This window comes from Kribbella italica (assembly GCF_014205135.1).
In the GTDB taxonomy this organism is placed as follows: Bacteria; Actinomycetota; Actinomycetes; order Propionibacteriales; family Kribbellaceae; genus Kribbella; species Kribbella italica.
In genome coordinates this window covers 6,315,272-6,340,111 of sequence record NZ_JACHMY010000001.1, presented here as the reverse complement: position 1 = coordinate 6,340,111, position 24,840 = coordinate 6,315,272, and the positions used below count along the sequence as shown (strand labels likewise).

At 70.5% G+C, this 24,840-nt stretch carries 25 protein-coding genes; 16 read left to right on the top strand and 9 right to left on the bottom strand.

Going from position 1 to position 24,840, the window contains the following annotated elements; genetic code table 11:
* Nucleotides 1–8 precede the first annotated feature (8 nt).
* Nucleotides 9–1,007: a LacI family DNA-binding transcriptional regulator gene (locus HDA39_RS29540; RefSeq protein ID WP_184800708.1), complete on the top strand. Its 999-nt coding sequence runs from the start codon at nucleotides 9–11 to the stop codon at nucleotides 1,005–1,007.
* Here the strand turns inward: HDA39_RS29540 and HDA39_RS29535 are convergent.
* Nucleotides 1,000–1,617 (bottom strand): TetR/AcrR family transcriptional regulator, encoded by a 618-nt coding sequence (locus HDA39_RS29535; protein WP_337925943.1) that lies wholly within the window; start codon nucleotides 1,615–1,617, stop codon nucleotides 1,000–1,002. The genes HDA39_RS29540 and HDA39_RS29535 overlap by 8 nt on opposite strands.
* Nucleotides 1,618–1,678: 61 nt before the next feature.
* Here HDA39_RS29535 and HDA39_RS29530 point away from each other — a divergent pair, with 61 nt between their 5' ends.
* The 6 genes from HDA39_RS29530 to HDA39_RS29505 are packed head-to-tail and all read left to right on the top strand — an operon-like array spanning nucleotide 1,679 to nucleotide 7,172.
* Nucleotides 1,679–2,908, top strand: coding sequence for an acyl-CoA dehydrogenase family protein (locus HDA39_RS29530; protein WP_184800704.1), 1,230 nt, complete (start codon nucleotides 1,679–1,681; stop codon nucleotides 2,906–2,908).
* Nucleotides 2,905–3,720, top strand: coding sequence for an SDR family NAD(P)-dependent oxidoreductase (locus tag HDA39_RS29525; protein WP_184800702.1), 816 nt, complete (start codon nucleotides 2,905–2,907; stop codon nucleotides 3,718–3,720). The genes HDA39_RS29530 and HDA39_RS29525 overlap by 4 nt, the downstream gene beginning before the upstream one ends.
* Nucleotides 3,720–4,781: a phosphotransferase gene (locus HDA39_RS29520; RefSeq protein ID WP_184800700.1), complete on the top strand. Its 1,062-nt coding sequence runs from the start codon at nucleotides 3,720–3,722 to the stop codon at nucleotides 4,779–4,781. The genes HDA39_RS29525 and HDA39_RS29520 overlap by 1 nt, the downstream gene beginning before the upstream one ends.
* On the top strand, nucleotides 4,782–5,462 hold the full coding sequence (locus HDA39_RS29515) for a histidine phosphatase family protein (protein ID WP_184800698.1): 681 nt from the start codon (nucleotides 4,782–4,784) through the stop codon (nucleotides 5,460–5,462).
* Between the two features lie 7 nt (nucleotides 5,463–5,469).
* On the top strand, nucleotides 5,470–6,219 hold the full coding sequence (locus HDA39_RS29510) for an SDR family oxidoreductase (protein ID WP_184800696.1): 750 nt from the start codon (nucleotides 5,470–5,472) through the stop codon (nucleotides 6,217–6,219).
* Entirely contained in the window at nucleotides 6,219–7,172 is a 954-nt protein-coding gene (locus HDA39_RS29505; protein WP_202893155.1) for an LLM class F420-dependent oxidoreductase, read from the top strand. The genes HDA39_RS29510 and HDA39_RS29505 overlap by 1 nt, the downstream gene beginning before the upstream one ends.
* Here the strand turns inward: HDA39_RS29505 and HDA39_RS29500 are convergent.
* From HDA39_RS29500 to HDA39_RS29490, 3 genes are read right to left on the bottom strand one after another with little or no spacing between them, the layout of a single operon-like run.
* Nucleotides 7,156–7,743, bottom strand: a complete 588-nt coding sequence (locus tag HDA39_RS29500; protein WP_184800694.1) for a hypothetical protein — start codon at nucleotides 7,741–7,743, stop codon at nucleotides 7,156–7,158. The two genes, HDA39_RS29505 and HDA39_RS29500, sit on opposite strands and share 17 nt — an antisense overlap.
* Nucleotides 7,744–7,746: 3 nt before the next feature.
* Nucleotides 7,747–9,648: a sensor histidine kinase gene (locus HDA39_RS29495; protein ID WP_184800692.1), complete on the bottom strand. Its 1,902-nt coding sequence runs from the start codon at nucleotides 9,646–9,648 to the stop codon at nucleotides 7,747–7,749.
* Nucleotides 9,638–10,351 carry a response regulator transcription factor gene (locus HDA39_RS29490; RefSeq protein WP_184800690.1) on the bottom strand — a complete coding sequence of 238 codons (714 nt, stop codon included), beginning with the start codon at nucleotides 10,349–10,351 and terminating at the stop codon, nucleotides 9,638–9,640. The genes HDA39_RS29495 and HDA39_RS29490 overlap by 11 nt, the downstream gene beginning before the upstream one ends.
* Before the next feature lie 112 nt (nucleotides 10,352–10,463).
* Here HDA39_RS29490 and HDA39_RS29485 point away from each other — a divergent pair, with 112 nt between their 5' ends.
* From HDA39_RS29485 to HDA39_RS29470, 4 genes are read left to right on the top strand one after another with little or no spacing between them, the layout of a single operon-like run.
* A complete protein-coding gene (locus HDA39_RS29485) occupies nucleotides 10,464–11,522 on the top strand; it encodes a hypothetical protein (protein ID WP_184800688.1) in 1,059 nt (352 codons plus the stop codon).
* Nucleotides 11,519–12,817 (top strand): peptidoglycan-binding protein, encoded by a 1,299-nt coding sequence (locus HDA39_RS29480; RefSeq protein WP_184800686.1) that lies wholly within the window; start codon nucleotides 11,519–11,521, stop codon nucleotides 12,815–12,817. The genes HDA39_RS29485 and HDA39_RS29480 overlap by 4 nt, the downstream gene beginning before the upstream one ends.
* Nucleotides 12,814–13,506, top strand: coding sequence for an ABC transporter ATP-binding protein (locus tag HDA39_RS29475; RefSeq protein ID WP_184800684.1), 693 nt, complete (start codon nucleotides 12,814–12,816; stop codon nucleotides 13,504–13,506). The genes HDA39_RS29480 and HDA39_RS29475 overlap by 4 nt, the downstream gene beginning before the upstream one ends.
* 56 nt (nucleotides 13,507–13,562) lie before the next feature.
* Nucleotides 13,563–14,780, top strand: coding sequence for an ABC transporter permease (locus tag HDA39_RS29470; protein ID WP_238356179.1), 1,218 nt, complete (start codon nucleotides 13,563–13,565; stop codon nucleotides 14,778–14,780).
* Here HDA39_RS29470 and HDA39_RS29465 read toward each other — a convergent pair.
* The 3 genes from HDA39_RS29465 to HDA39_RS42640 are packed head-to-tail and all read right to left on the bottom strand — an operon-like array spanning nucleotide 14,688 to nucleotide 16,508.
* Nucleotides 14,688–16,025: an MFS transporter gene (locus HDA39_RS29465; RefSeq protein WP_184800682.1), complete on the bottom strand. Its 1,338-nt coding sequence runs from the start codon at nucleotides 16,023–16,025 to the stop codon at nucleotides 14,688–14,690. The genes HDA39_RS29470 and HDA39_RS29465 overlap by 93 nt on opposite strands.
* A gap of 15 nt (nucleotides 16,026–16,040) precedes the next feature.
* A complete protein-coding gene (locus HDA39_RS29460; RefSeq protein ID WP_273482875.1) occupies nucleotides 16,041–16,412 on the bottom strand; it encodes a DUF4188 domain-containing protein in 372 nt (123 codons plus the stop codon).
* Nucleotides 16,413–16,508 carry a DUF4188 domain-containing protein gene (locus tag HDA39_RS42640; RefSeq protein WP_238356177.1) on the bottom strand — a complete coding sequence of 32 codons (96 nt, stop codon included), beginning with the start codon at nucleotides 16,506–16,508 and terminating at the stop codon, nucleotides 16,413–16,415.
* 76 nt (nucleotides 16,509–16,584) lie between these two features.
* Between HDA39_RS42640 and HDA39_RS29455 the strand changes: the two genes are divergently transcribed.
* Nucleotides 16,585–17,217 (top strand): MerR family transcriptional regulator, encoded by a 633-nt coding sequence (locus tag HDA39_RS29455; RefSeq protein ID WP_184800680.1) that lies wholly within the window; start codon nucleotides 16,585–16,587, stop codon nucleotides 17,215–17,217.
* On the opposite strand, the gene HDA39_RS29450 is transcribed toward HDA39_RS29455, so the two are convergent.
* Both HDA39_RS29450 and HDA39_RS29445 read right to left on the bottom strand, forming a co-directional pair.
* Nucleotides 17,206–17,901 (bottom strand): DUF6348 family protein, encoded by a 696-nt coding sequence (locus tag HDA39_RS29450; protein WP_184800678.1) that lies wholly within the window; start codon nucleotides 17,899–17,901, stop codon nucleotides 17,206–17,208. The two genes, HDA39_RS29455 and HDA39_RS29450, sit on opposite strands and share 12 nt — an antisense overlap.
* A gap of 47 nt (nucleotides 17,902–17,948) precedes the next feature.
* The gene (locus HDA39_RS29445) at nucleotides 17,949–18,881 is read right to left on the bottom strand and encodes an acyl-ACP desaturase (RefSeq protein ID WP_184800676.1); all 933 of its coding nucleotides are present in this window, start codon (nucleotides 18,879–18,881) and stop codon (nucleotides 17,949–17,951) included.
* A 261-nt stretch (nucleotides 18,882–19,142) separates the two neighbouring features.
* Between HDA39_RS29445 and HDA39_RS29440 the strand changes: the two genes are divergently transcribed.
* The 4 genes from HDA39_RS29440 (at nucleotide 19,143) to HDA39_RS29425 (ending at nucleotide 23,762) form a co-directional block, all read left to right on the top strand.
* Nucleotides 19,143–19,556, top strand: a complete 414-nt coding sequence (locus HDA39_RS29440; RefSeq protein WP_184800674.1) for a thioesterase family protein — start codon at nucleotides 19,143–19,145, stop codon at nucleotides 19,554–19,556.
* On the top strand, nucleotides 19,556–20,662 hold the full coding sequence (locus HDA39_RS29435; protein ID WP_184800672.1) for a zinc-dependent alcohol dehydrogenase family protein: 1,107 nt from the start codon (nucleotides 19,556–19,558) through the stop codon (nucleotides 20,660–20,662). Before HDA39_RS29440 ends, HDA39_RS29435 begins: the two co-directional genes overlap by 1 nt.
* Nucleotides 20,663–20,836: 174 nt before the next feature.
* Nucleotides 20,837–22,312 carry a zinc-dependent metalloprotease family protein gene (locus tag HDA39_RS29430; protein WP_184800670.1) on the top strand — a complete coding sequence of 492 codons (1,476 nt, stop codon included), beginning with the start codon at nucleotides 20,837–20,839 and terminating at the stop codon, nucleotides 22,310–22,312.
* A gap of 91 nt (nucleotides 22,313–22,403) precedes the next feature.
* Entirely contained in the window at nucleotides 22,404–23,762 is a 1,359-nt protein-coding gene (locus HDA39_RS29425) for a pre-peptidase C-terminal domain-containing protein (RefSeq protein WP_184800668.1), read from the top strand.
* The last annotated feature ends 1,078 nt before the right edge of the window (nucleotides 23,763–24,840 follow it).

The following is a 24,840-nucleotide window of genomic DNA, read 5'->3' as shown; positions in this document are numbered from 1 at the left end:
TGTAACAAATGCCTAGCGGACGCGCGACCGTGCGCGAGGTCGCGGCGGCCACGGGAGTGTCGATCGCGACCGTCTCCCGGGTGCTCAACCAGCAGGGCAGCGTCGCGCCGGAGACCCGTGCCCTGGTCGAGCGCGCGGTCGAGGAGCTGGGACTGCGCGCTCCCAGCCCGCGCGGCGGTATGCCGAAGCCCGCCGCGGGCGCGGTCTACGTGCGCTGCCCGTACCTGCTGACCGACTACTTCGGCCTGATCGTCACCTCGATCGCCGAGTCCCTCGACCGCCACGGCCGCCAGCTGATCCTCAACGCGGGCGACAACGTCCCTTCAAGTCTGCGGGAGCAGCCAGGCCTGGCCGGAGCAATCCTCATCCTCCCGCCCGAACCTCCCGAAGACCTCGTCCAGCTAAAGAACCGGCGGCTCCCGTTCGTCGTCGTCGACCCGCGCACCCCGCTGCCGAGGGACATCGCCTCCGTCTCCGCCGCGCACTTCTCCGGCGCCCGCCAGGTCACCGCCCACCTCACCGGCCTCGGTCACCGCCGCATCGGTGTCATCGCCGGCCCTCGCGAGTGGCTCGCCAGTGATGCCCGCCTGAGCGGCCACGCCGCAGCACTCGCCGACGCCGGCTCCCTCCCCGACCCGTCCCTCGTCCGGTACGTCGAGCCGACCACCGAAGAGGGCTTCCGAGCCGCCGGCGAACTGCTCGACCTCCCCAACCGCCCGACGGCCCTGGTCGCCTTCAACGACAAGACCGCCGTCGGCGCCCTCCGAGCCGCGGCCCAGCGCGGCCTGCGCGTCCCGCACGACCTCTCGATCGCAGGCTTCGACGACATCGACGTCAGCCGAGCCACCTCACCCCTGCTCACCACCGTCCGCCAGCCGCTCCAGGAAATGGGCCGAATGGCCGTCAGCCTCCTGATCCGCCTCCTCGACCGCCACGAGGTCGAGGCCCTGCACGTCGAACTGGCCACCGAACTGGTGATCCGGGACTCCACGGGACCTGTCAACTAAGGGCCTTCAGCGCACTCAACGTGCGGTCGACGAGTTGGTCCGCCGTGTAGGGGCGCTCGGCCTCCGGGAGGCCTGACCACTCGATGGCGAGGTCCTCGACGTACGCGAGCCAGGCGTGCACCGTCAGCCTGACCGGCGACGACGGCTGGTCCTCGGCGTCCTGGTCGAGCAGCGTGAGGACGCGGGCGGTGAGCGCGGCGCGCGTCTCGGCGTACACCTCGACGACGAAGACATCCCCGCCGGCGGCGCCGCGGACGAAGGAGATGTACGAGTCGCGGCGGCGGCCGACGAATGCGACGAAGGCCAGCAGCATCTGGCGCAGCTGGTCAGCCGGCGGCAGCGACGCGTCGGGCTTGGTGACGCGCAGCAGGCGGCGGCCGGCGGCGCGCATGACCGCGATGTAGAAGTCCCGCTTGGTGGGGAAGTAGTGGAACAGCAAGCCACGGGAGATCCCCGCCTCGGCCGCGACCGCGTCGATCGAGAGCTCGTGGATCGGCTGCGTGCGCAGCATCATCAGACCGATGCCGACGAGCTGCTTGCGCCGGTCGTCCGCGCTCAGCCGGCGCCGGGCAGGCGCGGCCGTGGGCTCGGGTCCGGTGTTTCCGCTCACGCTATTGAGCATTGCTTAGAACGTGCGCTACGGTCAAGGAAGTCCAGCGCGAGGAGTGGTGATGGGGTTCGAGCCGTCCGCACGGGCGCAAGAGCTGATCGAGCGGGTCATGAGCTTCCTCGAGACCGAGATCGAGCCGGTCGAGGCTGAGTTGCACGCAGCGACCAAGAACGCCGCCGATCCGTGGCAGCCGCAGCCGGCGTTCAAGGACCTGCAGGCCAAGGCCCGCGAGCAAGGCCTGTGGAACCTCTTTCTCCCGTCCGCCGAGCCCGGCAACGAGCAGTACGGCGAAGGCCTGTCCAACCTCGACTACGCCCCGATCGCCGAGCTGACCGGCCGGTCGTTCCTGGCGCCGTACGTGTTCAACTGCAACGCCCCGGACACCGGCAACATGGAGGTCCTGCTGCGCTACGGCACGGCCGAGCAGAAGAAGCGCTGGCTCGAACCGCTGCTCGACGGCGCGATCCGGTCGGCGTTCTGCATGACCGAGCCCGACGTCGCGTCGTCCGACGCGACCAACATGGCCGCGACCGCGATCCCGGACGGCGACGAGGTCGTGATCAACGGCCGCAAGTGGTGGAGCACCGGCATCGGCCACCCGGACTGCGAGCTGCTCATCTTCATGGGCCTGACCGACCCCGACGCGCACCGCTACGCCCGTCACACAATGGTCCTGGTTCCGCGCGACACCCCGGGCGTGAAGGTCGAGCGCCTGCTCCCCGCCATGCACCGGTACGACGAACCGCACGGCCACGGCGAGGTCTCGTTCACCGACGTCCGGGTCCCGGCCGAGAACATCCTGGTCGGCCCCGGCCGTGCGTTCGAGATCGCCCAGGGCCGGCTCGGTCCGGGCCGGGTGCACCACTGCATGCGCCTGATCGGCCTGGCCGAGCACTCGCTCGAGCTCGCCGTACGCCGTGGGCTGAGCCGGACGGCGTTCGGCAAGCCGCTGGTCAACCTCGGCGGCAACCGCGAGCGGATCGCCGACGCGCGGATCGCGATCAACCAGGCCCGGCTGCTGGTTCTGCAGACTGCCCACCTGCTCGACACCGAAGGCCTTGCCGGCGCGCTCAGCGAGGTCAGCCAGATCAAGGTGGCCGTCCCGCGGATGGCGCAGGACGTGATCGACATGGCGATCCAGTTGCACGGCGGTGGCGGACTGTCCGACGACTTCCCGCTGGCCGCGGCGTGGACCGGCGCGCGGGCGCTGAGACTGGCGGACGGGCCCGACGAGGTGCACCGTGGAGTGGTCGCACGGATCGAGCTGGCGAAGTACAAGGAGTCCGAATGAGCAGGGTCCTGGTCACCGGTGGAGCGAGCGGGCTGGGGCTCGCGCTGGTCGAGCGGTTCGTTGCTGAGGGCCACCAGGTCCTGAGTACCGACGTGGCGGCCGGCCTGACGCCGCCGGCCGGCGCGTCGTACCGGCAGCTGAACGTGCGCAGCGCCGAGGACTGGGACGCCGCGGTCGAGTGGGTCGAGCAGACCTGGGGCGGCCTGGACATCCTGGTGAACAACGCCGGGATCGCCACCGGCGGCCGGATCGACGTCGAGACGCTGGCCGAGTGGGACCGGGTCGTCGACATCAACCTGATGGGCGTGGTCCGCGGGTGCCGCGCGTTCACGCCGCTGTTCAAGCGGCAGCGCTCCGGCCAGATCGTGAACACGGCGTCCGCCGCCGGGCTCGTGCACCCGCCGATGATGAGCTCGTACAACAGTGTCAAGGCCGCAGTGGTCGCATTGTCGGAGACGCTCTCGCACGAGCTGCACCCGTACGGCGTGAGTGTGTCCGTGGTCTGCCCGTCGTTCTTCAAGACCAACCTGGGCGACTCGATCCAGGGCGCGGACACCGCGATGAGCGACTCCGCGCGCCGGCTGATCGAGAAGTCGCCGCGGACCGCGGACGACATCGCGGCGGCGGTGGTCGCCGGGGTGAAGAAGAAGCAGTTCCTGATCATCCCGGACCGGCCGGCGCTGCTGGCCTGGCGGACCAAGCGGTTCGCCCGCCCGCTGTACGACCGGCAGATGCGCAAGATCGCCGCCCGCGCCCGGCAGCGCGCGGAAGCGACCAGCGCAGATCAGGTGCCGTCGGCCGGAGAGCGGTAGTGGCGGCGGACGTCGTCGAGGGAGCTCGCGCCGTTCGCGACGAGGACTCCTTCGACGTCCCCGCTGTCGACGCCTGGCTGCGCACGCACACGGACCTGCCGGACGGGCTTCCCGAGGTCCGCCAGTTCTCCGGCGGTGCCTCGAACCTGACCTACCTGCTCCGGTACGACGGCCGCGACCTCATCCTGCGCCGCCCGCCGGCCGGGACCAAGGCGAAGAGCGCGCACGACATGGGCCGCGAGTACCGGATCCAGGCCGGTCTGGCGCCGGTCTTCCCGTACGTCCCGAAGATGGTTGCCCACTGCACCGACCTTGGCGTGCTCGGCTCCGAGTTCTACGTGATGGAGCGGATCGCCGGCACCATCCCGCGCCGGTCGTCGCTTGGAGTCGACCTGACACCGGAGCAGACCCGGCAGCTCGGCTTCACGCTGATCGACACCTTGGTCGCGCTGCACCAGGTCGATCCGGTCCAGGCGGGCTTGGCCGATCTCAGCCGCGGCGACGGGTACGTCGAACGCCAGGTGCACGGCTGGTCCGAGCGCTACCGCAAGGCGAAGACCTGGAACGTGGGTGGCGCCGGGAAGGTGATGAAGTGGCTCGAGGCGAACCGCCCGGCCGACGTCGGGTCCCGCGTGATCCACAACGACTTCCGCCTCGACAACGTCGTCCTCGATCCGGCCGATCCGCTGAAGGTGATCGGCGTGCTCGACTGGGAGCTGGCCACGATCGGCGACCCGCTGATGGATCTCGGCAGCGGCCTGGCGTACTGGGTGCAGGCCGACGACGACTGGGCCTTCCGGCGGTTCCGCCTGCAGCCGTCGGACGCGCCGGGCATGATCAGCCGGGACGAGATCGTCGACTACTACTGTGCGCAGACCGGGCTGGATCGCGGCAAGTGGGCCTTCTACGAGGTGTTCGGCCTGTTCCGGCTGGCCGTGATCGCGCAGCAGATCTACTACCGCTACCACCACAAGCAGACCCGCAACCCGCGGTTCAAGAACCTCTGGCTCCCGGTCAACCTGCTCGAACGGCGTTGCCGCCAGATCATCCGGAAGGCCTGAATGGGGACCGTCTACCTGATCCGGCACGCGCAGGCGTCGTTCGGCAAGAGCGACTACGACCGGCTCTCCCCGCTCGGTGACCGGCAGGCGGTTCGCCTCGGCGAGACCCTGGCCGAGCGTGGGGTGAAGCCCGATCTCGTGGTCACCGGCGCGATGCAGCGGCATGCGCGGACAGCGTCGCTCGCGCTGACGGCCGCGGGACTGCCGGCCGCGGTCGAGGTCGACGAGGGGTTCAACGAGTTCGACCACGACCAGGTGATCGTCGCGCACAAACCGGCGTACAAGCGGCGGGCGGTCCTGCTCGCGGACCTGGCGCGGACCGGGCATCCGACGCGGGCGTTCCAGGAGATGTTCACCGCCGCGACCGAGCGCTGGACGCGGGGCGGCGACGGGTACACCGAGAGCTTCACCGAGTTCTGCGACCGTTCCGAAGCGGCCGTACGGCGGGTTGCCGCGCGCGCCGGCAAGGGTGAGACCGTACTGGTGTTCACCTCGGGCGGACCGATCGCGGCCGTGGTGGGCCGGCTGTGGTCCGGTGGCGACGAGCTCTGGCTGCGGCTGAACCCGGTGACGATCAACACCGCGATCACCAAGGTGGTGTCCGGGCGCAGCGGGCTGACCGTGGTCAGCTACAACGAGCACGGACATCTCGACGGCACCGACGAACTGACCTACAGATAGGGCAGCGATGCGACGACGCACGATCCTGATCACCGGGGCGAGCTCCGGGCTCGGCGCCGAGATGGCCCGGCAGTTCGCTGCCAAGGGCCACGACCTCGCGCTGACCGCCCGCCGCGAGGACCGATTGGCCGACCTGCGCGACGAGCTGACGAAGGCGCACCCGGACCGGACGGTCGTCGTTCGCCGCCTGGACGTCACCGATCACGCCCAGGTGTTCGCCGTGTTCCACGCGCTCGACACCGAGCTCGGCGGCCTCGACCGGATCATCGTGAACGCCGGGATCGGCAAGGGCACGCCGGTCGGCACCGGCCGGTTCGACGCGAACCTCGAGACCACGATGACCAACTACGTCGCCGCGCTCGCCCAGGCCGAGGCGGCGATGGAGCTGTTCCGGGAGCGGAACGCCGGGCACCTGGTCTTCATCACCTCGGTCGCCGGGGTCCGCGGCCTGCCGCGCTCGCTGACGGCGTACGGCGCGAGCAAGGCGGCGGTCAGCTCGCTGGCCGAGGGGCTGCGGATGGAGCTGCTCGGCAAGCCGATCAAGGTCAGCGCGATCTGCCCGGGCTACGTGAAGTCCGAGCTGAACGACCACGTGAAGCAGACGCCGTTCATCGTCGAGACCGAGGTCGGGGTGCGCGCGATGGTGGCCGCGATCGAGGCGGAGAAGGGCCGCGCCTACGTGCCGGCCTGGCCGTGGGAGCCGTTGGCGAGATTCATGAAGCTCGCGCCGCTGCCGGTGCTGAGGAGGCTGATCTGATGCGTTGGGGACTGACCGTTCCGCTGACCGGCGTACCGCTGCGCGAGCACAAGGCGCTGATCGGCGAGCTGGCCTCGCTCGGATACACCGACCTGTGGTCCGCGGAGGTCGCGGGCGCTGACGCGTTCACGCCGCTGGTGCTCGCCTCGGAGTGGGACGACAAGCTGCGGCTCGGGACGGCCGTCGTACCGGTGCACACGCGGGGGCCTGCCGCGCTGGCGATGAGCGCGGCCGCGCTCGCCGATCTCGCGCCCGGGCGGTTCGTGCTCGGCATCGGGGCGTCGTCGGAGACCATCGTGACCGGGTGGAACGGGATCGCGTACGACCCGCCGCTGGCGCGGACCCGGGACGTGCTGCGGTTCCTGCGGCAGGCGTTCGCCGGAGACAAGGTGGACGGCGAGTTCGAGAGCTTCACCATCCAGCGGTTCCGGCTGGAGAAGGCGCCCGACGTACCGCCGGCGATCATGCTGGCGGCGCTGCGGCCGCAGATGCTGAAGCTGGCCCGGCGGGAAGCCGACGGCGCGATCACCAACTGGCTGTCGGCGGGCGACGTGAAGCAGGTCCGGGCCGAGCTCGGGGACGGCAAGGAGCTGGCGGCCAGGATCTTCGTCTGCGTCACCGAGGACGCCGAGATGGCCCGCAACATCGGGCGCTACCTGATCGCGACGTACCTGACCGTGCCCGGCTACTCCGCCTTCCACGACTGGCTCGGACGCGGCGAGGCGCTCGGTCTGATGCGTGCGGCCTTGGCCGCGGGCGACCGGAACGCGGCGATGGCCGCCGTGCCGGTCGAGGTGATCGACGACCTGGTCGTGCACGGTTCGGCCGACGACTGCCGGGCGAAGATCCAGGCGTACGTCGACAACGGCCTGGACACCCCGATCATCGCCACGCTGCCGACCGGCGACAACCTGCTGGACGCCGCCCGAGCGCTGGCTAGCCGACCGTCGTGACCTGAACGAGCTGCACGCACGGCTTGTCGTCGATCTGAATCACCAGCGAACCCGTTGCGGGCTTGCCCTTCGTGCGCCCGGCCAGTTGGTACACCACGACGGACGGCGTCACGATGACCCGGCCGATCGTCAGGCGGGTCGGCGGCCCGACCAGGGTGCCGATCCGGTCCGGTATGAAGGTCACCGCGCAGGCCAACGCGCCGGCGGCCTGCCGGCGGTCCGCGTTCAGGTGCCCGACGAACGTCCGCGCCACCACGGCCGCCTGCTGCGCCTTGGACAGCGGCGGCTTCGGCTTCACCGTCGGCTTGGTCACCGTCGGCTTGACCACCGAAGGCTTGACCGCTGTGGGCTTCACCGATGGTGGCGCGACGGGCGTGCTGTCCGCCTGCTCGGTTGCCTTCGGCTCCTTGTCGCGACTGCTGGCGAGGTCGTACGCGATGTACCCGGCCGCGCCCACGCAGGCGACGACCACCCCGATCAGCAGCACGATGACCAGCCCGGCCCGGTTCTTCTTCGGCGGCCCGCCGTACGGCGCGTAGTTCAGCGGCGGCGGAGGCGGCGGATAGCTCACGGCTCAGTGTCGCAGCGCGTCACCGCCGGCGGAAGATCCCTGGCGGGCCGGGAGCCGGATGGTGAAGGTGGAGCCGTGGCCGGGCCGGCTGGTGGCGGTGATGGTGCCGCGGTGGGCCTCGACCAGGTGTTTGGTGATGGCCAGGCCGAGGCCGCTGCCGCCGGTGGCGCGGGAGCGGGAGTGCTCGACGCGGTAGAAGCGGTCGAACAGGTGGGGGAGGTGCTCGGGCGCGATACCCGCGCCGTTGTCGGTGACGGTGAGCAGGTAGTCGTCGCCCGTACGGCGGACGCCGACGACGACGCGGCCGCCGTCGGGCGTGTAGCGGATCGCGTTGGAGACCAGGTTGCCGAGGGCCTGCCGGATCCGGGCGCTGTCGACGACCGCGGGGGCGACGCCGTTGGTTGCCGCGGTCAACGTGATGCCGGCCGCGTCGGCGGCCGGGCGGTGGGCGGCGACGACCTGGTCGGCGACCTCGGCCAGGTCACGCGTCGCCGGGTGGATCCGGAGCATGCCGGCGTCGGCCAGCGCGAGGTCCTGGAGGTCGGCGACCAGGTGCTCGAGCAGGCCGGTCTCCTCCAGCAGCGAGGTGACCAGCTCACGGTCGAGCGGTACGACGCCGTCCTCGGAGGCGACCAGGTAGCCCTTGATGTTGGCCAGCGGGGTGCGCAGCTCGTGCGCGACGTCGCTGACCATGGCCTTGCGCTGGTGGTCGTGCTGCTGGATCGACTCGGCCATCGCGTTGAACGCGTGCCCGAGCCGGGCCACCTCGTCCTTGCCCGACACCGGGACGCGCGCCGCGTGGTCGCCGTTCGTCATCCGCTGCGCGGCGCCGGTCAGCGCGAGGATCGGCCGGACCAGGCGCCGGCCGGTGAAGATCATCACGACCGCGGCGATCAGCAGTACGCCGAGCGCGGTCGCCGCCGTCCGCAGCAGCCCCTCGGCGGAGAACACGTTGAACGTGCTCTTCGACCCGAGGTACAGCTTGGCCGTCGGTGCGACGTACGGCGCCAGCGCCTCCGACCGCGCGGTCGTCGAGCACTCGGCGAACCCCGGCGTTGCCGGAGCCTCACGGTCGAGCGGCACGACAGCCCCGAGCCCGTCCTGGGTGGTCAGCTGGTACGGCTCGCCGGCCGCCTTCAGGCAGCTCACGGCCCGTTCGACCTCGTCCGCGTTGACCTGGATCGCCTTCGCGCTCGGTGCGTACAGGCCCGGCGGAACGCACCCGTCGGGCCGCTCCGTGTCGGTCGTGGTGAACGACATCACGGCGACACCGTCCGGGGTCTTGCCGTTCTCGACCATCAGCTGCGGAGCCAGGTCGCCGCCACCGCTGCTCACCGTCGCGTTCACGCCCTGTGCGCGGTAGCACTCGGCCGCCTGCTGGGCGAGCTTCTCGCGGTCGCGCTGCTCCTGCTCGGTCAGGCCCCAGGACTTGTACGGGCCGAACCCTGCCGGGAGTGCGGCCGAGACCGGCTTCGTGACCGACGTCATCGACCGGACCGAGACTCCCGCCACCGCCTGGGCCCGGAGCAGCGCGCCACCACCCTGGCTGCGGGCATCGATCGTTGCCGCCGGCACCGACGGGAGATCCGGTGAGGCGCCGAGCATCTTGGCCGAGTCGGCGATCGCCGAACCGTCCGCGTCGGTCAGCGCGACCCGGCGCCCGGTCTCGTCGGCGAGTTGGTGGACCAGCTTGTCCACACCGTCCCAGGACGCGTGGTCGGAGGCGTAGTCGCTGAGGTCGGCGTAGATCCGGGTGTCCACCTCCAGCTGGGAGATGTTCGTGTCGATCTCGCCCTGCAGCTGCTCGGACGTGCTGTACGTCGCGATCACGGCGGTGGCGATCACCGCGCCGAGCGCGACCGCGAGGGAGAGCCCGAGGAACCGGACCAGGACGCTACGACGCATCGGAGGACACCACCTTGTCGGCCAGCTTGTAGCCCACGCCGTACACCGTGCGCAGGTACTTCGGGTGGCCCGGCGCGGCCTCGATCTTCTTGCGCAGGTTCATCACGTGCACGTCGATGGTCCGGTCGAACACGTAGTGGTCGAAGCCGAACGCGTGCTCCAGCAGCTGCTGCCGGGAGAACGCCCGGCCCGGCGACGCCGCCAGGCAGGCGAGGATCTTGAACTCCGCCGGGGTCGCCTCGACCAGCTCGCCGGCCAGGCGGACCTCGTGCCGGACCGGGTCGATCTCGAGGTCGCCGACCCGGTAGACCTCGCCCTCGGACCGGATCCGGGTCCGCCGCAGCACGGTCCGCACCCGGGCGACCAGCTCGCGCGGGTTGTACGGCTTGGTCAGGTAGTCGTCGGCGCCGAGGTCGAGACCCAGCAGCAGGTCGTCCTCGGTGGAGCGCGCGGTGAGCATGATGATCGGTACGTCGGCGCCGCCGCCCTGGTCGGCCCGGAGGACGCGGCAGACGTCGAGGCCGTCGACCTTCGGCATCATCACGTCGAGCACGAGCAGGTCGGGGCTGCGCCGGCGCGCCTCGTCGATGGCCGCCCGCCCGTCGTGCACCACGACCGTCAGGTGACCCTCGCGCTCGAGGTAGCGCCGGATCAGTTCCGCCTGCTTCCGGTCGTCCTCGGCGACAAGAATCCGGGCTGGCATGGTCTCGACGATGACTGATCATCATGAGAATCCGATGAAGATCGGCTGAGAGCATCGAGTGCTGATCGGTCCTTCACAGGTTCTTCATCGCCGCCCGGCCACTCTCGCTGCCATGAAGAACTCACGCACAGCACTCTCGTTGATCGCCGTCCTGGCCCTGGCCGGCTGCGGGGCGGTCAACTCCCCGGGTGCGGACAAGACACCGGTCGAGAGCGACGACAAGAGCCCGCTCGCGGAGTACATGGGCGAAGGATTCAGCAGCGGCGGTGCCGGCGGGATGATGCGAGTCACCCGGGCCGGCGGCGGTGGCGAGTCGAGCGAGGAGCAGCTGGCCAAGCAGCGCAAGATGGAGGACTCCATCGCGGCCTGCATGAAGACGGCCGGCTTCGAGTACGTCGCGGTGCCGCCGGAGTCGAACGAGAAGTCCAAGTTCAACGACGCCTTCAACCTGCCGCCGGACAAGTTCGCCGAGCAGTACGGCTACGGGATCAGCACGATCGACTGGGCCAAGCCGGACGGCGAGGAGACCGACCCGAACGCCAAGATCCGCAAGGCGCTGTCGCCGAACGCCCAGAAGGCCTACGACAAGGCGCTGAACGGCGAGCTGGCGACCAGTGGCGGCATGGTCCAGGCGGTCCCGGCCGACGGCAAGCGCCCGGCGGCCAAGGACATGGGCTGCCGCGGCAAGGCCGGGGAGGAGGTCTTCGGTAGCGGCGAGGACAGGATGGCCGACTTCAGCAAGTTCGACTCGCTGTTCAAGGACCTGGAGGCGCTGCGCAAGCGGGTCGACAGCGACCAGCGCGTCGTCGACGCGACCAGCGCCTGGACCGACTGCATGGCCGACGCCGGCCACGCCGGGTTCCAGAAGATCGACGACGCCCGCAACCAGGTCTCGAGCAAGCTCGACGAGCTGACCGGCGCGAAGAAGAACCAGCCGCAGAAGGGCGGCCCGTCGGTCGTCATCGGCGCTCCGTCGCTGGACAAGGTCGACGCGGCCAAGCTGGCCGAGCTGCGCAAGTTCGAGATCGAGCTGGCCAAGGCCGATCAGGGCTGCAAGGCCACGACGTACGACGCGAAGTACAAGGAAGCCAGTACCGAGCACGAGAAGGAGTTCGTCGCGCAGCACAAGACCGAGCTCGAGCAGTACCGCGACACGATGGCCGAGCGGTGAGCACGTCACCCAAGTCGCGACGGCGGGTCCTGGTCGGAGTGTCCACGGTGGCGGCGATGTCGCTCGGGGTCGGCGTCGCCGCCGGTAGCCGGATCCAGTCGCCGGAGGACGCGGCCGCGAAGACCGCGCCGCCGAAGGCGTCCCAGATCACGGTACCGGTGGAGAAGAAGGCGCTGGCGAGCAAGGTGGTGGGCCGCGGCGACACGTCGTTCGACGGCGCGGTGAACGTCCGGGTCGAGACCAGCGGGCTGAAGACGCCCGCGGTGGTGACCGGCAAGGTGCCGGCCGTCGGCTCGACGATCAAGGAGGGCAAGGTGCTGCTGGAGATCGCCGGGCGGCCGGTGATCGGGCTGGCCGGCGTCCTGCCGATGTACCGGACGCTCAGTCCGGGCAGCCGTGGGCCGGACGTGCTCCAGCTGGAGCAGACGCTGGACCGGCTCGGGTTCGACCCGGGCACGGTCGACGCGAAGTACGACAGCGGTACGGCGAACGCGGTCGAGCAGCTGTACGAAGCGGCCGGGTACGAGGCGCCGGAGGCCGAGGAGCAGCTGACCCAGGCCGTCGACGGCGCCGACAAGGCGGTCGATCAGGCGAAGAACGCGCTCCGGCAGGCTCAGGCCGCGCTGAAACAGGCCAAGGCGACCCCTGGGAAGAAGGACTTCACGGTCGAGCAGGGCCAGGTCGACGACGCCGCGGAGAACCTCGACGACGCGCGGGACGAGCTCGAGGACGCGGAGTTCAAGGCCGGTACGCCGTTGCCGGTCTCCGAGGTGGTGTTCGTGAAGTCGCTGCCGCGCCGGGTCGACGACGTGAAGGTCGAGCGCGGCGGTGTGGTCAACGGCGTGGTGATGTCGGTCAGCGGCGCGTCCTTGGTGGTCACGGTGAAGGTCGACGCGCAGACCAAGGAGCAGCTGAAGACCGGGATGGCCGCGAGCTTCGATCTCGGCGACGGCACGATCATCGCCGCGACCGTCCGGCGGATCAGTCGCAACGCCGACCAGTACGACGTGGTGGTGGCGCCGAAGTCGCTGACCGCGGCGCAGCTGGAACGGCTGCGGGAGGCGAACGTGCGGGTGACGATCCCGGTGAAGAGCACGAAGGGCAAGGTGCTCGCCGTACCGGTGGCCGCGCTGTCGGCCGGGTCGGACGGCTCGTCGCGGGTCGAGGTGCTGCGCGACGGGAAGGTCGGGCTGATCCCGGTCAAGGTCGGGCTGTCGGCGGACGGGTTCGCCGAGGTCACCGCGACCGGCGACGCCAAGCTGACCGAAGGCGACCAAGTGGTGGTGGGCACATGACGGCCACGGCGGTCGCACTCCCTGCTCCGGTGGTGGAAATGATCGGGGTCCGCCGCTTCTTTCCCGGGCCGCCGGAGGTGCGGGCGATCAAAGGGATCGACCTGACGATTCGCGAGGGAGAGTATCTGTCGATCGTCGGGCCTTCCGGCTCCGGCAAGTCGACCCTCCTTCATCTGCTGGGTCTGCTCGACAACCCGAGCGACGGGGTCTACCGGCTCGACGGGGTGGACACGTCCAGCCTGCGCGAACGCCGGCGCGCTGTCCTCCGTGGGGAACGGATCGGCTTCGTCTTCCAGTCCTTCCACCTGCTCGACCACCGGACCGTGCTGGAGAACGTCGCGCTCTCGATGGTGTACGTCGGGGTGCCGCGCCGCGAACGGATGGCCCGCGCCCGCGTCGCCCTGGAACGCGTCGGGCTCGCGCACCGGATGGAGTTCGGCCCGCGCACGCTCTCGGGTGGAGAACGCCAGCGCGTCGCGATCGCCCGCGCCCTGGTCGCCGAGCCGAGCCTCTTGCTCGCCGACGAGCCGACCGGAAACCTCGACACCGCCAACGCGGAAGCGATCCTCGAGGTCTTCGACGAACTGCACGCCGAGGGCATGACGCTCGCCGTCATCACCCACGACGACCACGTCAGCCGACGCGCCCAGCGCCAGGTCCGCATCGTCGACGGAACCCTCCAGTGGTAACCCCCAGAACCGGCCCCCCGGATCCCGCCGGCGGGCCGTCCACTTCCCGGAAAAGATTGAGAAGGAGAAAGAAGCGCCTGACCGGAGGTCCTGCTCTCAGAGATCTGTTGGATGAAGCATTGGCAGGTGTTTCCGCTCGTCCGACTCGTCTGGTCCTCACCACTCTCGGCACTGTCCTTGGAATCGCTGCCCTCGTGGGGACCGTAGGCCTCGGCCAGACAGCAGCCGGCCAGATCACCCAGCGCTTCGACCTCGCGGCCGCCACCCGCGTCGTCGTACAGCCCGACGACAAAGCCGAAGGTGAAGCAGCAACCCAACTGCCCTGGGACGCACCAGAGCGGATCAAGCGACTCAACGGCGTAGAAGCAGCAGGCCTGTTCAGCATGCTCGACGTCGGTGACGACCTGGTGCGCAGCGTCGCGGGCATCGGCAAGGACGGCTATGCCCTGCAGGTGATGGCCGGATCCGCCGGGCTCTTCGACGCCGTGCGATCCCAGCTCCGCACCGGAAGGTTCTTCGACGCCGGCCACGACACCCGCGCCGACAAGGTCGTTGTCCTCGGCAAGCATGCCGCCGAGAAGCTCGGTATCAACCGGGTCGACTCCCAGCCGGCCGTGTTCATCGGCGACCAGGCGTACACCGTGATCGGCATCCTGGACGGCGTCTCCGGCCGGGCCGAGCTGCTCGACGGCGTGATCATGCCGAACGGCGCGGCGAAGACGGCGTACGACCTGGAGTCTCCGGACGCGCTGGAGATCAAGACCCAGGTCGGCGCGGCCCAGCTGATCGCCGGTCAGGCCCCCGTCGCCATCGACCCGAACAACCCGAGCGCGCTCAAGGTCGACGCCCCGCCGGTCCAGGGCGGCGTCCGCAAGGGCGTCGAGTCCGACCTGAACGCCCTGTTCCTGCTGCTCGGCGCGGTCGCTCTGCTCGTCGGCGGCCTCGGCATCGCGAACGTCACGCTGCTCTCGGTGCTCGAACGCGTCTCCGAGATCGGCCTGCGCCGCGCCCTCGGCGCCGCGCGAAGACACGTGGCCGGGCAGTTCCTGGTCGAGAGCGTGATCGTCGGCTTCCTCGGCGGCCTGCTCGGTACGGCGGTCGGCGTACTGCTCACGATCGGCGTCTCGTGGGGCCGGGACTGGACACCGATCCTCAGTACGTCGCTGGCGCTCGGATCGCCGCTACTGGGCGCCCTGATCGGGCTGCTCGCCGGCACCTACCCGGCCTGGAAGGCCTCCGCCATCGAGCCGATCACCGCGCTGCGGGGCGCTTAGCCGGGCGTAGCCGAAGGCGCTCACCAGGAAGCCGAGCACGATGAAGAACAGCACCGGGTACGACTTCCCGTCGTCGGGCAGGATCAGCGCGCCGAGCGCGGCCGCTGACACCTGCCCGACGTTGAAGATCATGTCGTACAGCGAGAACACGCGCCCGCGGTAGACATCGTCGACCTGCGTCTGCACGAGGGTGTCGACGCTGATCTTCACGCCCTGTGCGCAGAACCCGGTGAGGAACCCGGCGACCACGATCGCCGGCTGCGTGTAGAGCCCGCCGGGGAACGCGGTGACCACCGCGGCGGCGACGAACAGCACAGTGATCCAACGGCGCAACGTCATCACCCGAGTCGCCCACGGCGTGACCAGGGCAGCGAGGAACAGCCCGGCGCCGACGGACCCGGTCGCCAGCGCGAGCGCGCCGAACGCCTGGTCGAGCTGGTCGGGACCGTAGAACTCGTTGCGGTAGAGCAGGATCATCGCGACCGTGACGAGCCCGAAGAAGAAGCGCAGCGACCCGATCGCGGCCAGGCCGAGCGCGGCCTGCCGGCGTTCGCGCAGGTGCTTGCCGCCGTCGACCAGACCCCTGGCGATACTGCGGACGGCCTCGACCACACCGGGCTCGTCGCCGCTGAGCTCGGGGCCGAGCTGGTTGCGGCCGAGCCGCAACGCGAGCAGCGCCGCGGCGAGATACACGGCGGACGTCGTACCGAGCACGGCCAGGTCGGAGTCGAGCAGCAGCTTCACGCCCGCGCCGGCGCCACCGCCGATCAGGAAGGACGCCGTACCGGAGGTGGGCGTGACCGCGTTGGCCATCACCAGCTCGTCGGCGTCGACCACGTGGGGGAGCCCGGCCGAGAGCCCGGACAGCAGGAACCGGTTGACGCCCAGCGTCAGCAGGACGGCCAGGTAGAACGGCACGCCCGCGTTGCCGACCGCAACGATCGCGCCGACGACGAGGACCAGAGCGGCGCGGGTGACGTTCGCGCCGAAGAGGATCTGCCGCCGTGACCACCGATCCAGCAGGACGCCGGTGAACGGCCCGAGGACCGAGTAGGGCAGCAGGGCCACCGCGAACAGGCCCGCGATCGCCGCCGCGTCCGGCGCGCGTTCGGGCGAGAACAGCACGTACGACGCGAGCGCGACCTGGAACACGCCGTCGCCGAACTGCGAGCTGAGCCGGACGGCGAACAACCGCCGGAAGTCACCCCGCCGCAGCAGCCTGCCCAGATCCCGGATGAACTGCACGCCTGCACTGTAGTTCTACCGGTGCGCGAGCCTCTCCGCCGCGGTCGCGCCGCGACGGTTGACCGGGACGACGCCGGAGACCTGGCCGAGCCCGAGCAGCGGCATGTTGCCGTAGATCGTCTCGAACTGCCCGGCCGGCACGGCGTACGTCTCGTGCCAGATCCCGACGGTGCTGCCCTGGTAGGCGTGCTGGTAGAACTCGGTCCAGGCCGGGCGGTGGGTGCGCCGCGCGTCGTTCGCGAACGCCTGCAGCTTCTCGGTCGACTCCCAGTACTGGATCATCGTGACGCTGCGCAGACTCGGGAACGAGCGGAAGCCGAGCAGACCGCTGTCCGGGTCGGCCGTCAGCTCCCGCAGCATCGGCCCCATCGCCTTCGCGACCGGCAGTCACTGCCGCCAGGCGCGCAGCTTGTTCACCCGCATCCCGATCAGGAAGACCACCAGGTCCCCGTCGTACGCGGCGGTCTGTCGTCCCTCGATCATCGACGTCTCCTTTTTTGGATAGTGCGACTCCCTAATATTGGAGAGTGATACTCTCCAAAAGTCAAGAGGAGGCGAGATGTGGATCGCGGAGCTGTCCCGGCGGACCGACGTCCCGGTGGCGACGATCAAGTACTACCTGCGCGAGGGCCTGCTGGCGCCGGGCGAGTCGGTCGGCGCGACCAGGAGCCGGTACGACGAGACGCACGTCCGCCGGTTGCGGCTGATCCGCGCGCTGGTCGAGTCGGGCGGTCTGTCGCTGGCTCGCGTCCGGGGTGTGCTCGCCGAGGTGGACGAGGAGTCCCGCGAGCTGCACGACGTACTCGGCGCGGCGCACGGCGCGCTGATCCCGGACGACCTGACGGCGACCATCGAGTCGCGGCTCCGGGTCGACGACCTCGTCGCTTCCCGTGACTGGCGCGTGGCCCCGGAGTCGCACGACCGCGTGCTCCTCGCGGGGGCGCTCGACGCGCTGGCGAAGGTCGGCTACCACCTGGACGAGGACCTGCTGGAGACGTACGCCGCCGCCGCGGCCGAGATCGCCGACGCCGAGGTGGCACGCCTCCCGTCGGGGGACGGGGACCGGCAGGAGACGGTGGAATCGACCGTGCTGCTCACCGCGCTGGGCGGCCCGGTGCTGCTCGCCCTCCGGCGGTTGGCTCAGCAGAGCGCGTCGGCCCGCCGGTACGGCAGCTCACACCTACCCGGGTGAGGTGTGCACCAAGAGCAGGAACGTGCGGGCGTAGCTCAGGTCGTCCTTCGGTCGCGGCCAGTCCAGCTCCGCGAGCGCCGCGCTCGCGGTCTCGTGCGCCTCGCCGTTGACCCTGACCTCGGCGGCTTCGGAGCCTTCGCGACCGCCGAAGACGATCTTGAGGCCGACCAGTTGACCGCCGGTGAGCTCGAGGTCCTTCGTCAGCACGGGCGCGAGAGCGGGCGCGAGCGGGTGATCGAGCGCCCAGAGCTGCACGGCCTCCCGCTCCTGACCGCTGCCCCAGCCGACGATGCCGCCGTGGATCAGGTGCCAGCCGGGGAAACCGCGCGGGTCGTCGGCGCCGAAGTGCCCGGCGAAGGACCCGTCCTGGACGAGCAGCTCGAAGACCGCGCTGCCCGTCGTGTCGAGCCAGGTGCCGATCGCCCGGTCGACCGACTCCTCGACCGTGCCGCCGTAGCCCACCACGCAGTCGGTCAGCGTGGTGGTGTCAGGCCGCTCGAGGTTGAGGACGAAGTTCAGGTCGAGGTGGGCGGGGTCGCCGGCGTGGTCCTCGCCGAGCGTGACGCCGACCGTGCCGGGACCGCGGACGAGGTCGCCTTCGACGTGCCATTCCCGCTGCGACGCCGCCGCGAGTCGCGCGGCGAGCTTGTCGAGGATCACCGCGTCCGGCAGCCGATCAGTCATGCGGCGACCCTAGTACGTCGTACCGGGAGCACCGCCGTACGACGTACTCAGCTCCCCGCGCGGGCGGCCAGCCGATCCCGCAGCCGGTCGCGCTGCTCGACGAACTTGGTCGCCTGCGCGTCCAGCCCGGCCATGAACTCGGCCAGCTCGTCGCGCGCCTTGGCGCCGTCGCCGCTCAGGTCGTCGCGGTCGAACACCTTCCAGTTGCGCAGGATCGGCGCGACCACCTCGTCGTGGTGCAGCCGCAGGTCGTAGATGCCGGCCTTCGCGATCGTCACCGAGTTGCGCGCGAAACCCTCCATCGTCGCCCCGGGCATGGAGAAGTCGGTGACCTCGTTGGTGACGGCCCGCATCGTCTCGTTCGGCGCCAGCTCGAAGGCGGCGGCGACCAGGTTGCGGTAGAAGATCATGTGCAGGTTCTCGTCGGTCGCGATCCGGGCCAGCAGCTGGTCCGCGATCGGGTCGCCGGTCGCCTTGCCGGTGTTGCGGTGCGAGACGCGGGTGGCCAGCTCCTGGAAGCTGACGTACGCGATCGCCTCCAGCATGTTCTTGTCGACCTCGTGCCCGACGGTCATGTGCGCCATCCGGGCGACCTCGAGCTCGACCGGGTCCACCCCGCGCGTCACCACCAGGTAGTCACGCAGCGCGATCCCGTGCCGGCCCTCCTCGGCGGTCCAGCGCCCGACCCACGTCCCCCAGGCGCCGTCCAGCCCGAACTGGGTGGCGATCTCGCGGTGGTACGACGGCAGGTTGTCCTCGGTCAGCAGGTTGGTGATCATCGCGACCTTGGCCACCGGGTCGAGCCGGGACTGCTCGGGGTCCCAGTCCTCGCCCCCGAGGAAGGCGAAGTCGCGGCCCTCGCTCCACGGCACGTAGTCGTGCGGGTTCCAGTTCTTGGTGATCGCCAGGTGCCGCTCGAGATTCTCCTCGACGACAGGTTCCAGCTCGTGCAGCAGGTTCGTCACCAGCTTGTCGGACACCGAGGGTTCCCTTCGTCGGCGGATTCCCCCCACCCTACGGCACCGTAAGTTACGCAACCGTAGGTACGGCGCGGCTGCGCTCTTGGCGTCGACTTCGTCGCCGCGGGTTTTGGGGCTTGATCTCCCGCTCTTCCCTCGTCGGTCGGTCGCTGCGCTCCCTCCCTCCTCAGTCCAGAGCGGGAGGCCCCAAAACCTTGAGGGACTCCTGGATCGGACGTGCATCGTCGGAGAACTGACAGAGGGCGGCCCTATTCTGAGTTGGTGGATCGGACCACTTTCCCGCACTTCCACGCGATCACCACGCGCTGGAAGGACAACGACGTGTACGGGCACGTCAACAACGTCGAGTACTACAGCTTCTTCGACACCGTGATCAACGAGTTCCTGATCCGGGCCGGCCGGCTCGACATCCACGGCGGCCCGGTGATCGGGCTGTGCGTGGAGTCGCAGTGCACGTTCAAGGCGTCGCTGGCCTTCCCGGACACCGTCGACGCCGGGTTGCGGGTCGCCAAGCTGGGGAACTCGAGCGTCACCTACGAGATCGGGCTGTTCCGCTCAGGCGACTCCGCGGCGGCTGCGATCGGCCGCTTCGTGCACGTGTTCGTCGACCGCGAGCACCGCCGCCCGGTCCCGTTGCCCGACGAGCTGCGCACCGCGCTGGAGGGGATCGCCTGATGATCGTCCAGGGCGCCGTACTGCGGGAGATGGGCCTGCCCCAGCCGTACGCCGAGTCGCGGCCGCTGCGGATCGAATCGTTGGAGCTGGGTGACCCCGGTCCGGGAGAGCTGCTGGTCCGGGTCCGCGCCGCGGGCCTGTGTCACTCCGACCTGTCGGTGATCGACGGCTCCCGCCCGCGGGTGATGCCGATGCTGCTCGGCCACGAGGCGACCGGCGAGGTCGTCCGCTCGGAGTCGCCCGAGTACGCGCCGGGGGACACCGTCGGGTTCGCCTTCGTGCCGGCCTGCGGGATCTGCGGGCCTTGTGCGGAAGGGCGCGCGGCGCTGTGCGAGCCGGGCGCCGCGGCCAACACGGCAGGCACTCTGCTCGGCGGGCCGCAGCGGCTGGACGGCGTACATCATCATCTGGGGGTCTCCGGATTCGCCGACCACGCGGTGGTCTCGGCCCGCTCGGCGGTCAAGATCGATCCGTCGCTCCCGCCGGAGATCGCGGCGCTGTTCGGCTGCGCGGTGATGACCGGCGTCGGCGCGGTCGTCAACACCGCGCGGGTCCAGCCGGGGCAGAGCGCGGCCGTGTTCGGCCTCGGCGGGGTTGGCCTGTCGGCGTTGCTGGGCGCCGTACTGGCCGGTGCGCACCCGATTGTCGCGGTCGACGTCGTACCGTCGAAGCTCGCGCTCGCACTGGAGCTCGGCGCCACCGCCGCGATCGATGCCCGAGGCAATGATGTCGTGGAGCAGGTGAAGGAGGCGACGGCCGGCGGCGCGCAGTACGCCTTCGAGACCGTCGGCAGCGCCGCTGTCCTGACCCAGGCGTACGACGCGACGCGGCGCGGCGGCACCACGGTGACCGTCGGGCTCCCGCACCCGTCCCAGCTGTTGAGCATCCCGGCGGTGTCGCTGGTCGCCGAGGAGCGCACGCTCAAGGGTTCGTACCTGGGCTCGGCCGTGCCCAGCCGGGACATTCCGCGCTACATCGCGCTGTACCTGGCCGGTCGGCTCCCGGTCGACAAGCTGCTCACCTCGACGGTCGCTCTCGGCGACCTCAACGAGGCGTTCGACCAGCTCGCGGCCGGTACGACGATCCGCCAGGTCCTCGTGCTCTGATCCTGGCCGGAGTGCCGAGAAAGGTTAATTCCGCGTCAGAACCATGTACAGCGCGGCAACCCTTCAGGCAGGCTACGCACCGTGCGGAGACGCCCACCGCACGTGAGGCAGGGACCGTTCGTCGCGCCGCCCCGCGCGTGAACGGTGCCCGAGGAGTCCCTGAGGAGGACCCCCATGCAGAGCAGGATCCGCCGTACCGGCGCTCTCGTCGGAGCCGGAGCCGTTGTCTTCGGAGCACTGGCCGTCGTGGCCGGCAACCAGGCCGACGCGCAGCAGCCCGGCCCCGCCCCACTGGACCAGGTGATCGGTGAGCAGCTGCAGGGCAAGGCCGCGCTGGGCAAGCTCCAGCCGCGCCTGGCCGAGCTGGCCGAGCGCAACGGGATCGCCGAGCAGAAGCTCCAGGAGATCCTGGCCACCGACAAGACCAGCTGGCTGGACAAGACCGGCAAGCTCTTCTACCGCGAGCCCGCGGCGACCAAGGCCGAGCTGGCCAAGTCGACCGCCTCGCCGCGCTGGGCCAAGACCCCGGTGCGTTCCGCCGTCGCCGCCGGGCCGGCGTTCGAGCTGCACAGCAAGCCCGGCTCGAACCGCGTGGTCTACCTGGACTTCGACGGGCACACGATCACCGGCACCGCCTGGAACACCGGCGGCAAGCCGACCACGGTCAACGTCGGCGCGTACGACACCGACGGCAACACGAGCAACTGGAGCACTGCGGAGCAGGACGTCGTACGGGATGTGTGGGCGCGGATCGCCGAGGACTACGCGCCGTTCGACGTCGACGTGACGACACAGGCGCCGGCAGAGTCGGCGATCACGCGCTCTGGGTCTTCCGACCAGCAGTACGGCACGCGCGTGCTGATCGACCCGGGCACCTGGTACCAGTCCGGCTGTGGCTGCGGCGGTGTCGCGTACGTCGGCGTGTACGACGAGGCGAGCCGGCACGCGTACTACCAGCCGGCGCTGGTCTTCACCAAGGGCGTCGGCACCGGCGCGAAGAACATCGCCGAAGCGGCGTCGCACGAGGCCGGCCACAACATCGGGCTGAGCCACGACGGCACCGCGTCGGTCGGGTACTACCAGGGCCACGGGGCCTGGGCCCCGATCATGGGCGTCGGCTACTCCAAGGCGATCAGCCAGTGGAGCAAGGGCGAGTACTCCGGTGCGAACAACAAGGAGGACGACTTCGCCGTCGCCGGCCAGAACGGTCTCGCGCTGCGCGCCGACGACCACGGCAACGACACCGCGAACGCGACCACGCTCGCCGTCGGCGCCACCGTGTCCGGTGTCTACGCCAACGACAGTGACGTCGACGTCTTCCGCCTGTCCAACCTCGCCGCCGGCCGCTACACCTTCGCCGCCAACGGCGCCGCCAACGGCGCCGCCAACGGCGCCGCCAAGGGCGCGGACCTGGACGTCAAGCTCCAGCTGCTGAACTCGGCCGGCGCGGTCGTCGCCACCGCCGACCCGGCGTCGGGTCAGACCAACGCCGCTACGCCGACCGGGTTGAGCGCTTCGCTCACGCAGCAGGTCGCGGCCGGCACGTACTACCTGCGGGTCGACAACGTCGGCTACGGCAACCCGCTGAACACCGGCTACTCGACGTACGGCAGCCGCGGCGCGTACTCGGTGCGCGTCACCGCCGGCTGATTCGCTGTGACTCCCGGGGCGTCCTTCTTCTGGTGAAGGGGCGCCCCGGGCCCGCGGGGGCACTGGGGGGAATCCTTGAGGAGGATTCCGGATGTTTCGTCGTACTGGCGCGTTGGCGGTTGCAGGAGCTGTTGTCTTCGGGGCCTTGGCGGTCGTCGCCGGGAACCAGGCCGAGGCCGATCCTGGGCCGGATGTGAAATCCGTTGCCCAGCGCAACGGACTGAGCGAGCAGAAGGTCCGCGAGACGCTCGCCGACACCACCAGCCGGCTCGATGCGACCGGCCGGCTGTTCTTCCGTGAACCCAGCCTGACGCCTGAGCAGAAGGCCGAGCCCGCGTCGCCGCGCTGGGCCAAGGCGTCGGTTGCCGCCGCCGAGGGACCGGCGTTCGAGCTGCACAGCAAGGCCGGCGCGAACCGGGTGATCTACCTCGACTTCGACGGCCACAGCATCACTGGCACCGCGTGGAACGCGGACAAGGGCATCGACCCGGTCGACGTCACGCCGTACGACACCGACGGCAACCCCGCGGTCTTCAGTACGGCGGAGCAGGACGTCGTCCACGAGGTCTGGGCCCGCGTCGCCGAGGACTACGCGGCGTTCGACGTCGACGTCACCACGCAGGAACCGCCGCAGGACGCGATCAACCGCTCGGACGCGTCGGACGAGCAGTACGGCACACGGGTCCTGATCGATCCCGACACCTGGTACCAGTCCGGCTGCGGCTGTGGCGGCGTCGCCTACATCGGCGTGTACGACGCGGCGAGCCAGCACGACTACTACCAACCCGCCCTGGTCTTCACCAAGGGCGTCGGCACCGGCGCGAAGAACCTCGCCGAAGCCGCCTCCCACGAAGCGGGCCACAACGTCGGCCTGGGCCACGACGGCACCGCCTCGGTCGGCTACTACGAAGGCCACGGCGCCTGGGCCCCGATCATGGGCGTCGGCTACTACCGAGCCATCAGCCAGTGGAGCAAGGGCGAGTACGCCGGCGCCAACAACACCGAGGACGACTACGCCGTCATCACCTCCCACGGCCTCCCCCTCCGCCCCGACGACCACGCCGACACCACGGAGAACGCGTCGCCACTGACCATCGGCACGCCTGCCCCCGGCGTAGTCACCACCGAAACCGACACCGACGTCTTCCGCGTCGACATCACAACAGCCGGCACCTACACAGCCACCACCACCCCAGCCCCCACCGGCGCCAACCTGGACCTCCAACTAGACCTCCTGGACGCCACCGGCACCCTCCTCACCTCCGCCAACCCCGCCTCCGGCCAATCCAACGCCGGCACCCCCACCGGCCTGGACGCCACCGTCAGCACCCAACTCCAGCCCGGCACCTACTACCTACGCCTGGACAACGTCGGCAACGCCGACCCCACCACCGGCTACTCCACCTACGGCAGCCGAGGCGCGTACACGATCACCATCAACCCCACCTGACCCCAGCCCCGCCTCGCTGCGGCACCCGGCCCACCCCCGGGCCCGGCCAGCTTCGGCACCAAGCCCACCGGGGCACCCGGCCACCGCGGCACCCGGCCAACCCAGGCCCCCGGCCACTGCGACACCCAGCCCACCCCGGCACTCGGCCCACCCCGGCCTCCTGCTCGCTGCGGCACCCGGCCGCCGCGGCAACCACTCGGGCGACCGCCACCACCCACCCTGGCCGCCACCTGAGTCACACGCCCATTCCACGCACCACCCAACACCCGGCTACCTACCCCGCACCGCACCCGGCTGCGCACTCCCACCGCGCCCCAGGTGCCAACTCGCATCGCCCAGGTGCCTACCCACACCCCGCCCGGTTGCCTGCTCCACCGCACCCAGGTGCCTACCCACACCGCCGCACCTCAGCGACCTGCCCCGCCGCACCCAGCAATCCCGCCGCCCTCAACCACCTAATCCGTACCGCCCCCGTCCCCTCGCTCCTCCCGAACCCCTGCGACTGGCCACCTCTGGCGGACCAACCACCGCAGGCCGCCTCGTCCCCCGAGCCCGTGCTCGGGGGACGAGGTGTTTCGGCCGGCGGACAGCAGGCACCGCGGCGCCGAGTCGGTCGACAGGGCTTGAGCAGCCGCTGGGCAGCGACCCGCATCACCCCCAGCGCGCGGCCGCCCAGGTGCGAGGCTGCGCCCACACCGTCCGAACGCGACGACCTGCCTGCTCAACCTGATCAAGCACCCGCGCAGAACAGACGCCCGGCAACCACGCTGAAGCTCACCACCTCGGCTACAGCGAGGCCCACGCGAGCACCGCGCGGGCAGCACCGGGCGACCAGCACCGGGCGGGCACCCACCGGGCGGGCACCCACCCGGGCGGACACCACCGGGGCCGGGTGTCGGTGCGGGTGCGCTCGCCCGGTGCTGCGCCCTTGGTGCTGTGCGCCCGGAGTCTCCGGCTCCGGTCGACCGTCCGTTCGACCAGCTCGAGACCGCCGGGGAGGCGGTGCCAAAACCGCCGAGGAGCAGCGCGGTGCGAAGCCGCCAAGGAACGGGAGCCGTTCGGCGCGGGCGTCGCCTGG

Excerpts from the sequence above, each read along its gene's own strand:
- HDA39_RS29455 (WP_184800680.1), top strand. The coding sequence starts at position 16,585 with ATGTGGATCGCGGAGCTGTCCCGGCGGACCGACGTCCCGGTGGCGACG.
- HDA39_RS29525 (WP_184800702.1), top strand. The coding sequence starts at position 2,905 with ATGAGCAGGGTCCTGGTCACCGGTGGAGCGAGCGGGCTGGGGCTCGCG.
- HDA39_RS29425 (WP_184800668.1), top strand. The coding sequence starts at position 22,404 with ATGTTTCGTCGTACTGGCGCGTTGGCGGTTGCAGGAGCTGTTGTCTTC.
- HDA39_RS29495 (WP_184800692.1), bottom strand. The coding sequence starts at position 9,648 with ATGCGTCGTAGCGTCCTGGTCCGGTTCCTCGGGCTCTCCCTCGCGGTC.
- HDA39_RS29430 (WP_184800670.1), top strand. The coding sequence starts at position 20,837 with ATGCAGAGCAGGATCCGCCGTACCGGCGCTCTCGTCGGAGCCGGAGCC.
- HDA39_RS29505 (WP_202893155.1), top strand. The coding sequence starts at position 6,219 with ATGCGTTGGGGACTGACCGTTCCGCTGACCGGCGTACCGCTGCGCGAG.
- HDA39_RS29485 (WP_184800688.1), top strand. The coding sequence starts at position 10,464 with ATGAAGAACTCACGCACAGCACTCTCGTTGATCGCCGTCCTGGCCCTG.
- HDA39_RS29510 (WP_184800696.1), top strand. The coding sequence starts at position 5,470 with ATGCGACGACGCACGATCCTGATCACCGGGGCGAGCTCCGGGCTCGGC.
- HDA39_RS29490 (WP_184800690.1), bottom strand. The coding sequence starts at position 10,351 with ATGCCAGCCCGGATTCTTGTCGCCGAGGACGACCGGAAGCAGGCGGAA.
- HDA39_RS29435 (WP_184800672.1), top strand. The coding sequence starts at position 19,556 with ATGATCGTCCAGGGCGCCGTACTGCGGGAGATGGGCCTGCCCCAGCCG.
- HDA39_RS29450 (WP_184800678.1), bottom strand. The coding sequence starts at position 17,901 with ATGACTGATCGGCTGCCGGACGCGGTGATCCTCGACAAGCTCGCCGCG.
- HDA39_RS29475 (WP_184800684.1), top strand. The coding sequence starts at position 12,814 with ATGACGGCCACGGCGGTCGCACTCCCTGCTCCGGTGGTGGAAATGATC.
- HDA39_RS29530 (WP_184800704.1), top strand. The coding sequence starts at position 1,679 with ATGGGGTTCGAGCCGTCCGCACGGGCGCAAGAGCTGATCGAGCGGGTC.
- HDA39_RS42640 (WP_238356177.1), bottom strand. The coding sequence starts at position 16,508 with ATGATCGAGGGACGACAGACCGCCGCGTACGACGGGGACCTGGTGGTC.
- HDA39_RS29540 (WP_184800708.1), top strand. The coding sequence starts at position 9 with ATGCCTAGCGGACGCGCGACCGTGCGCGAGGTCGCGGCGGCCACGGGA.
- HDA39_RS29515 (WP_184800698.1), top strand. The coding sequence starts at position 4,782 with ATGGGGACCGTCTACCTGATCCGGCACGCGCAGGCGTCGTTCGGCAAG.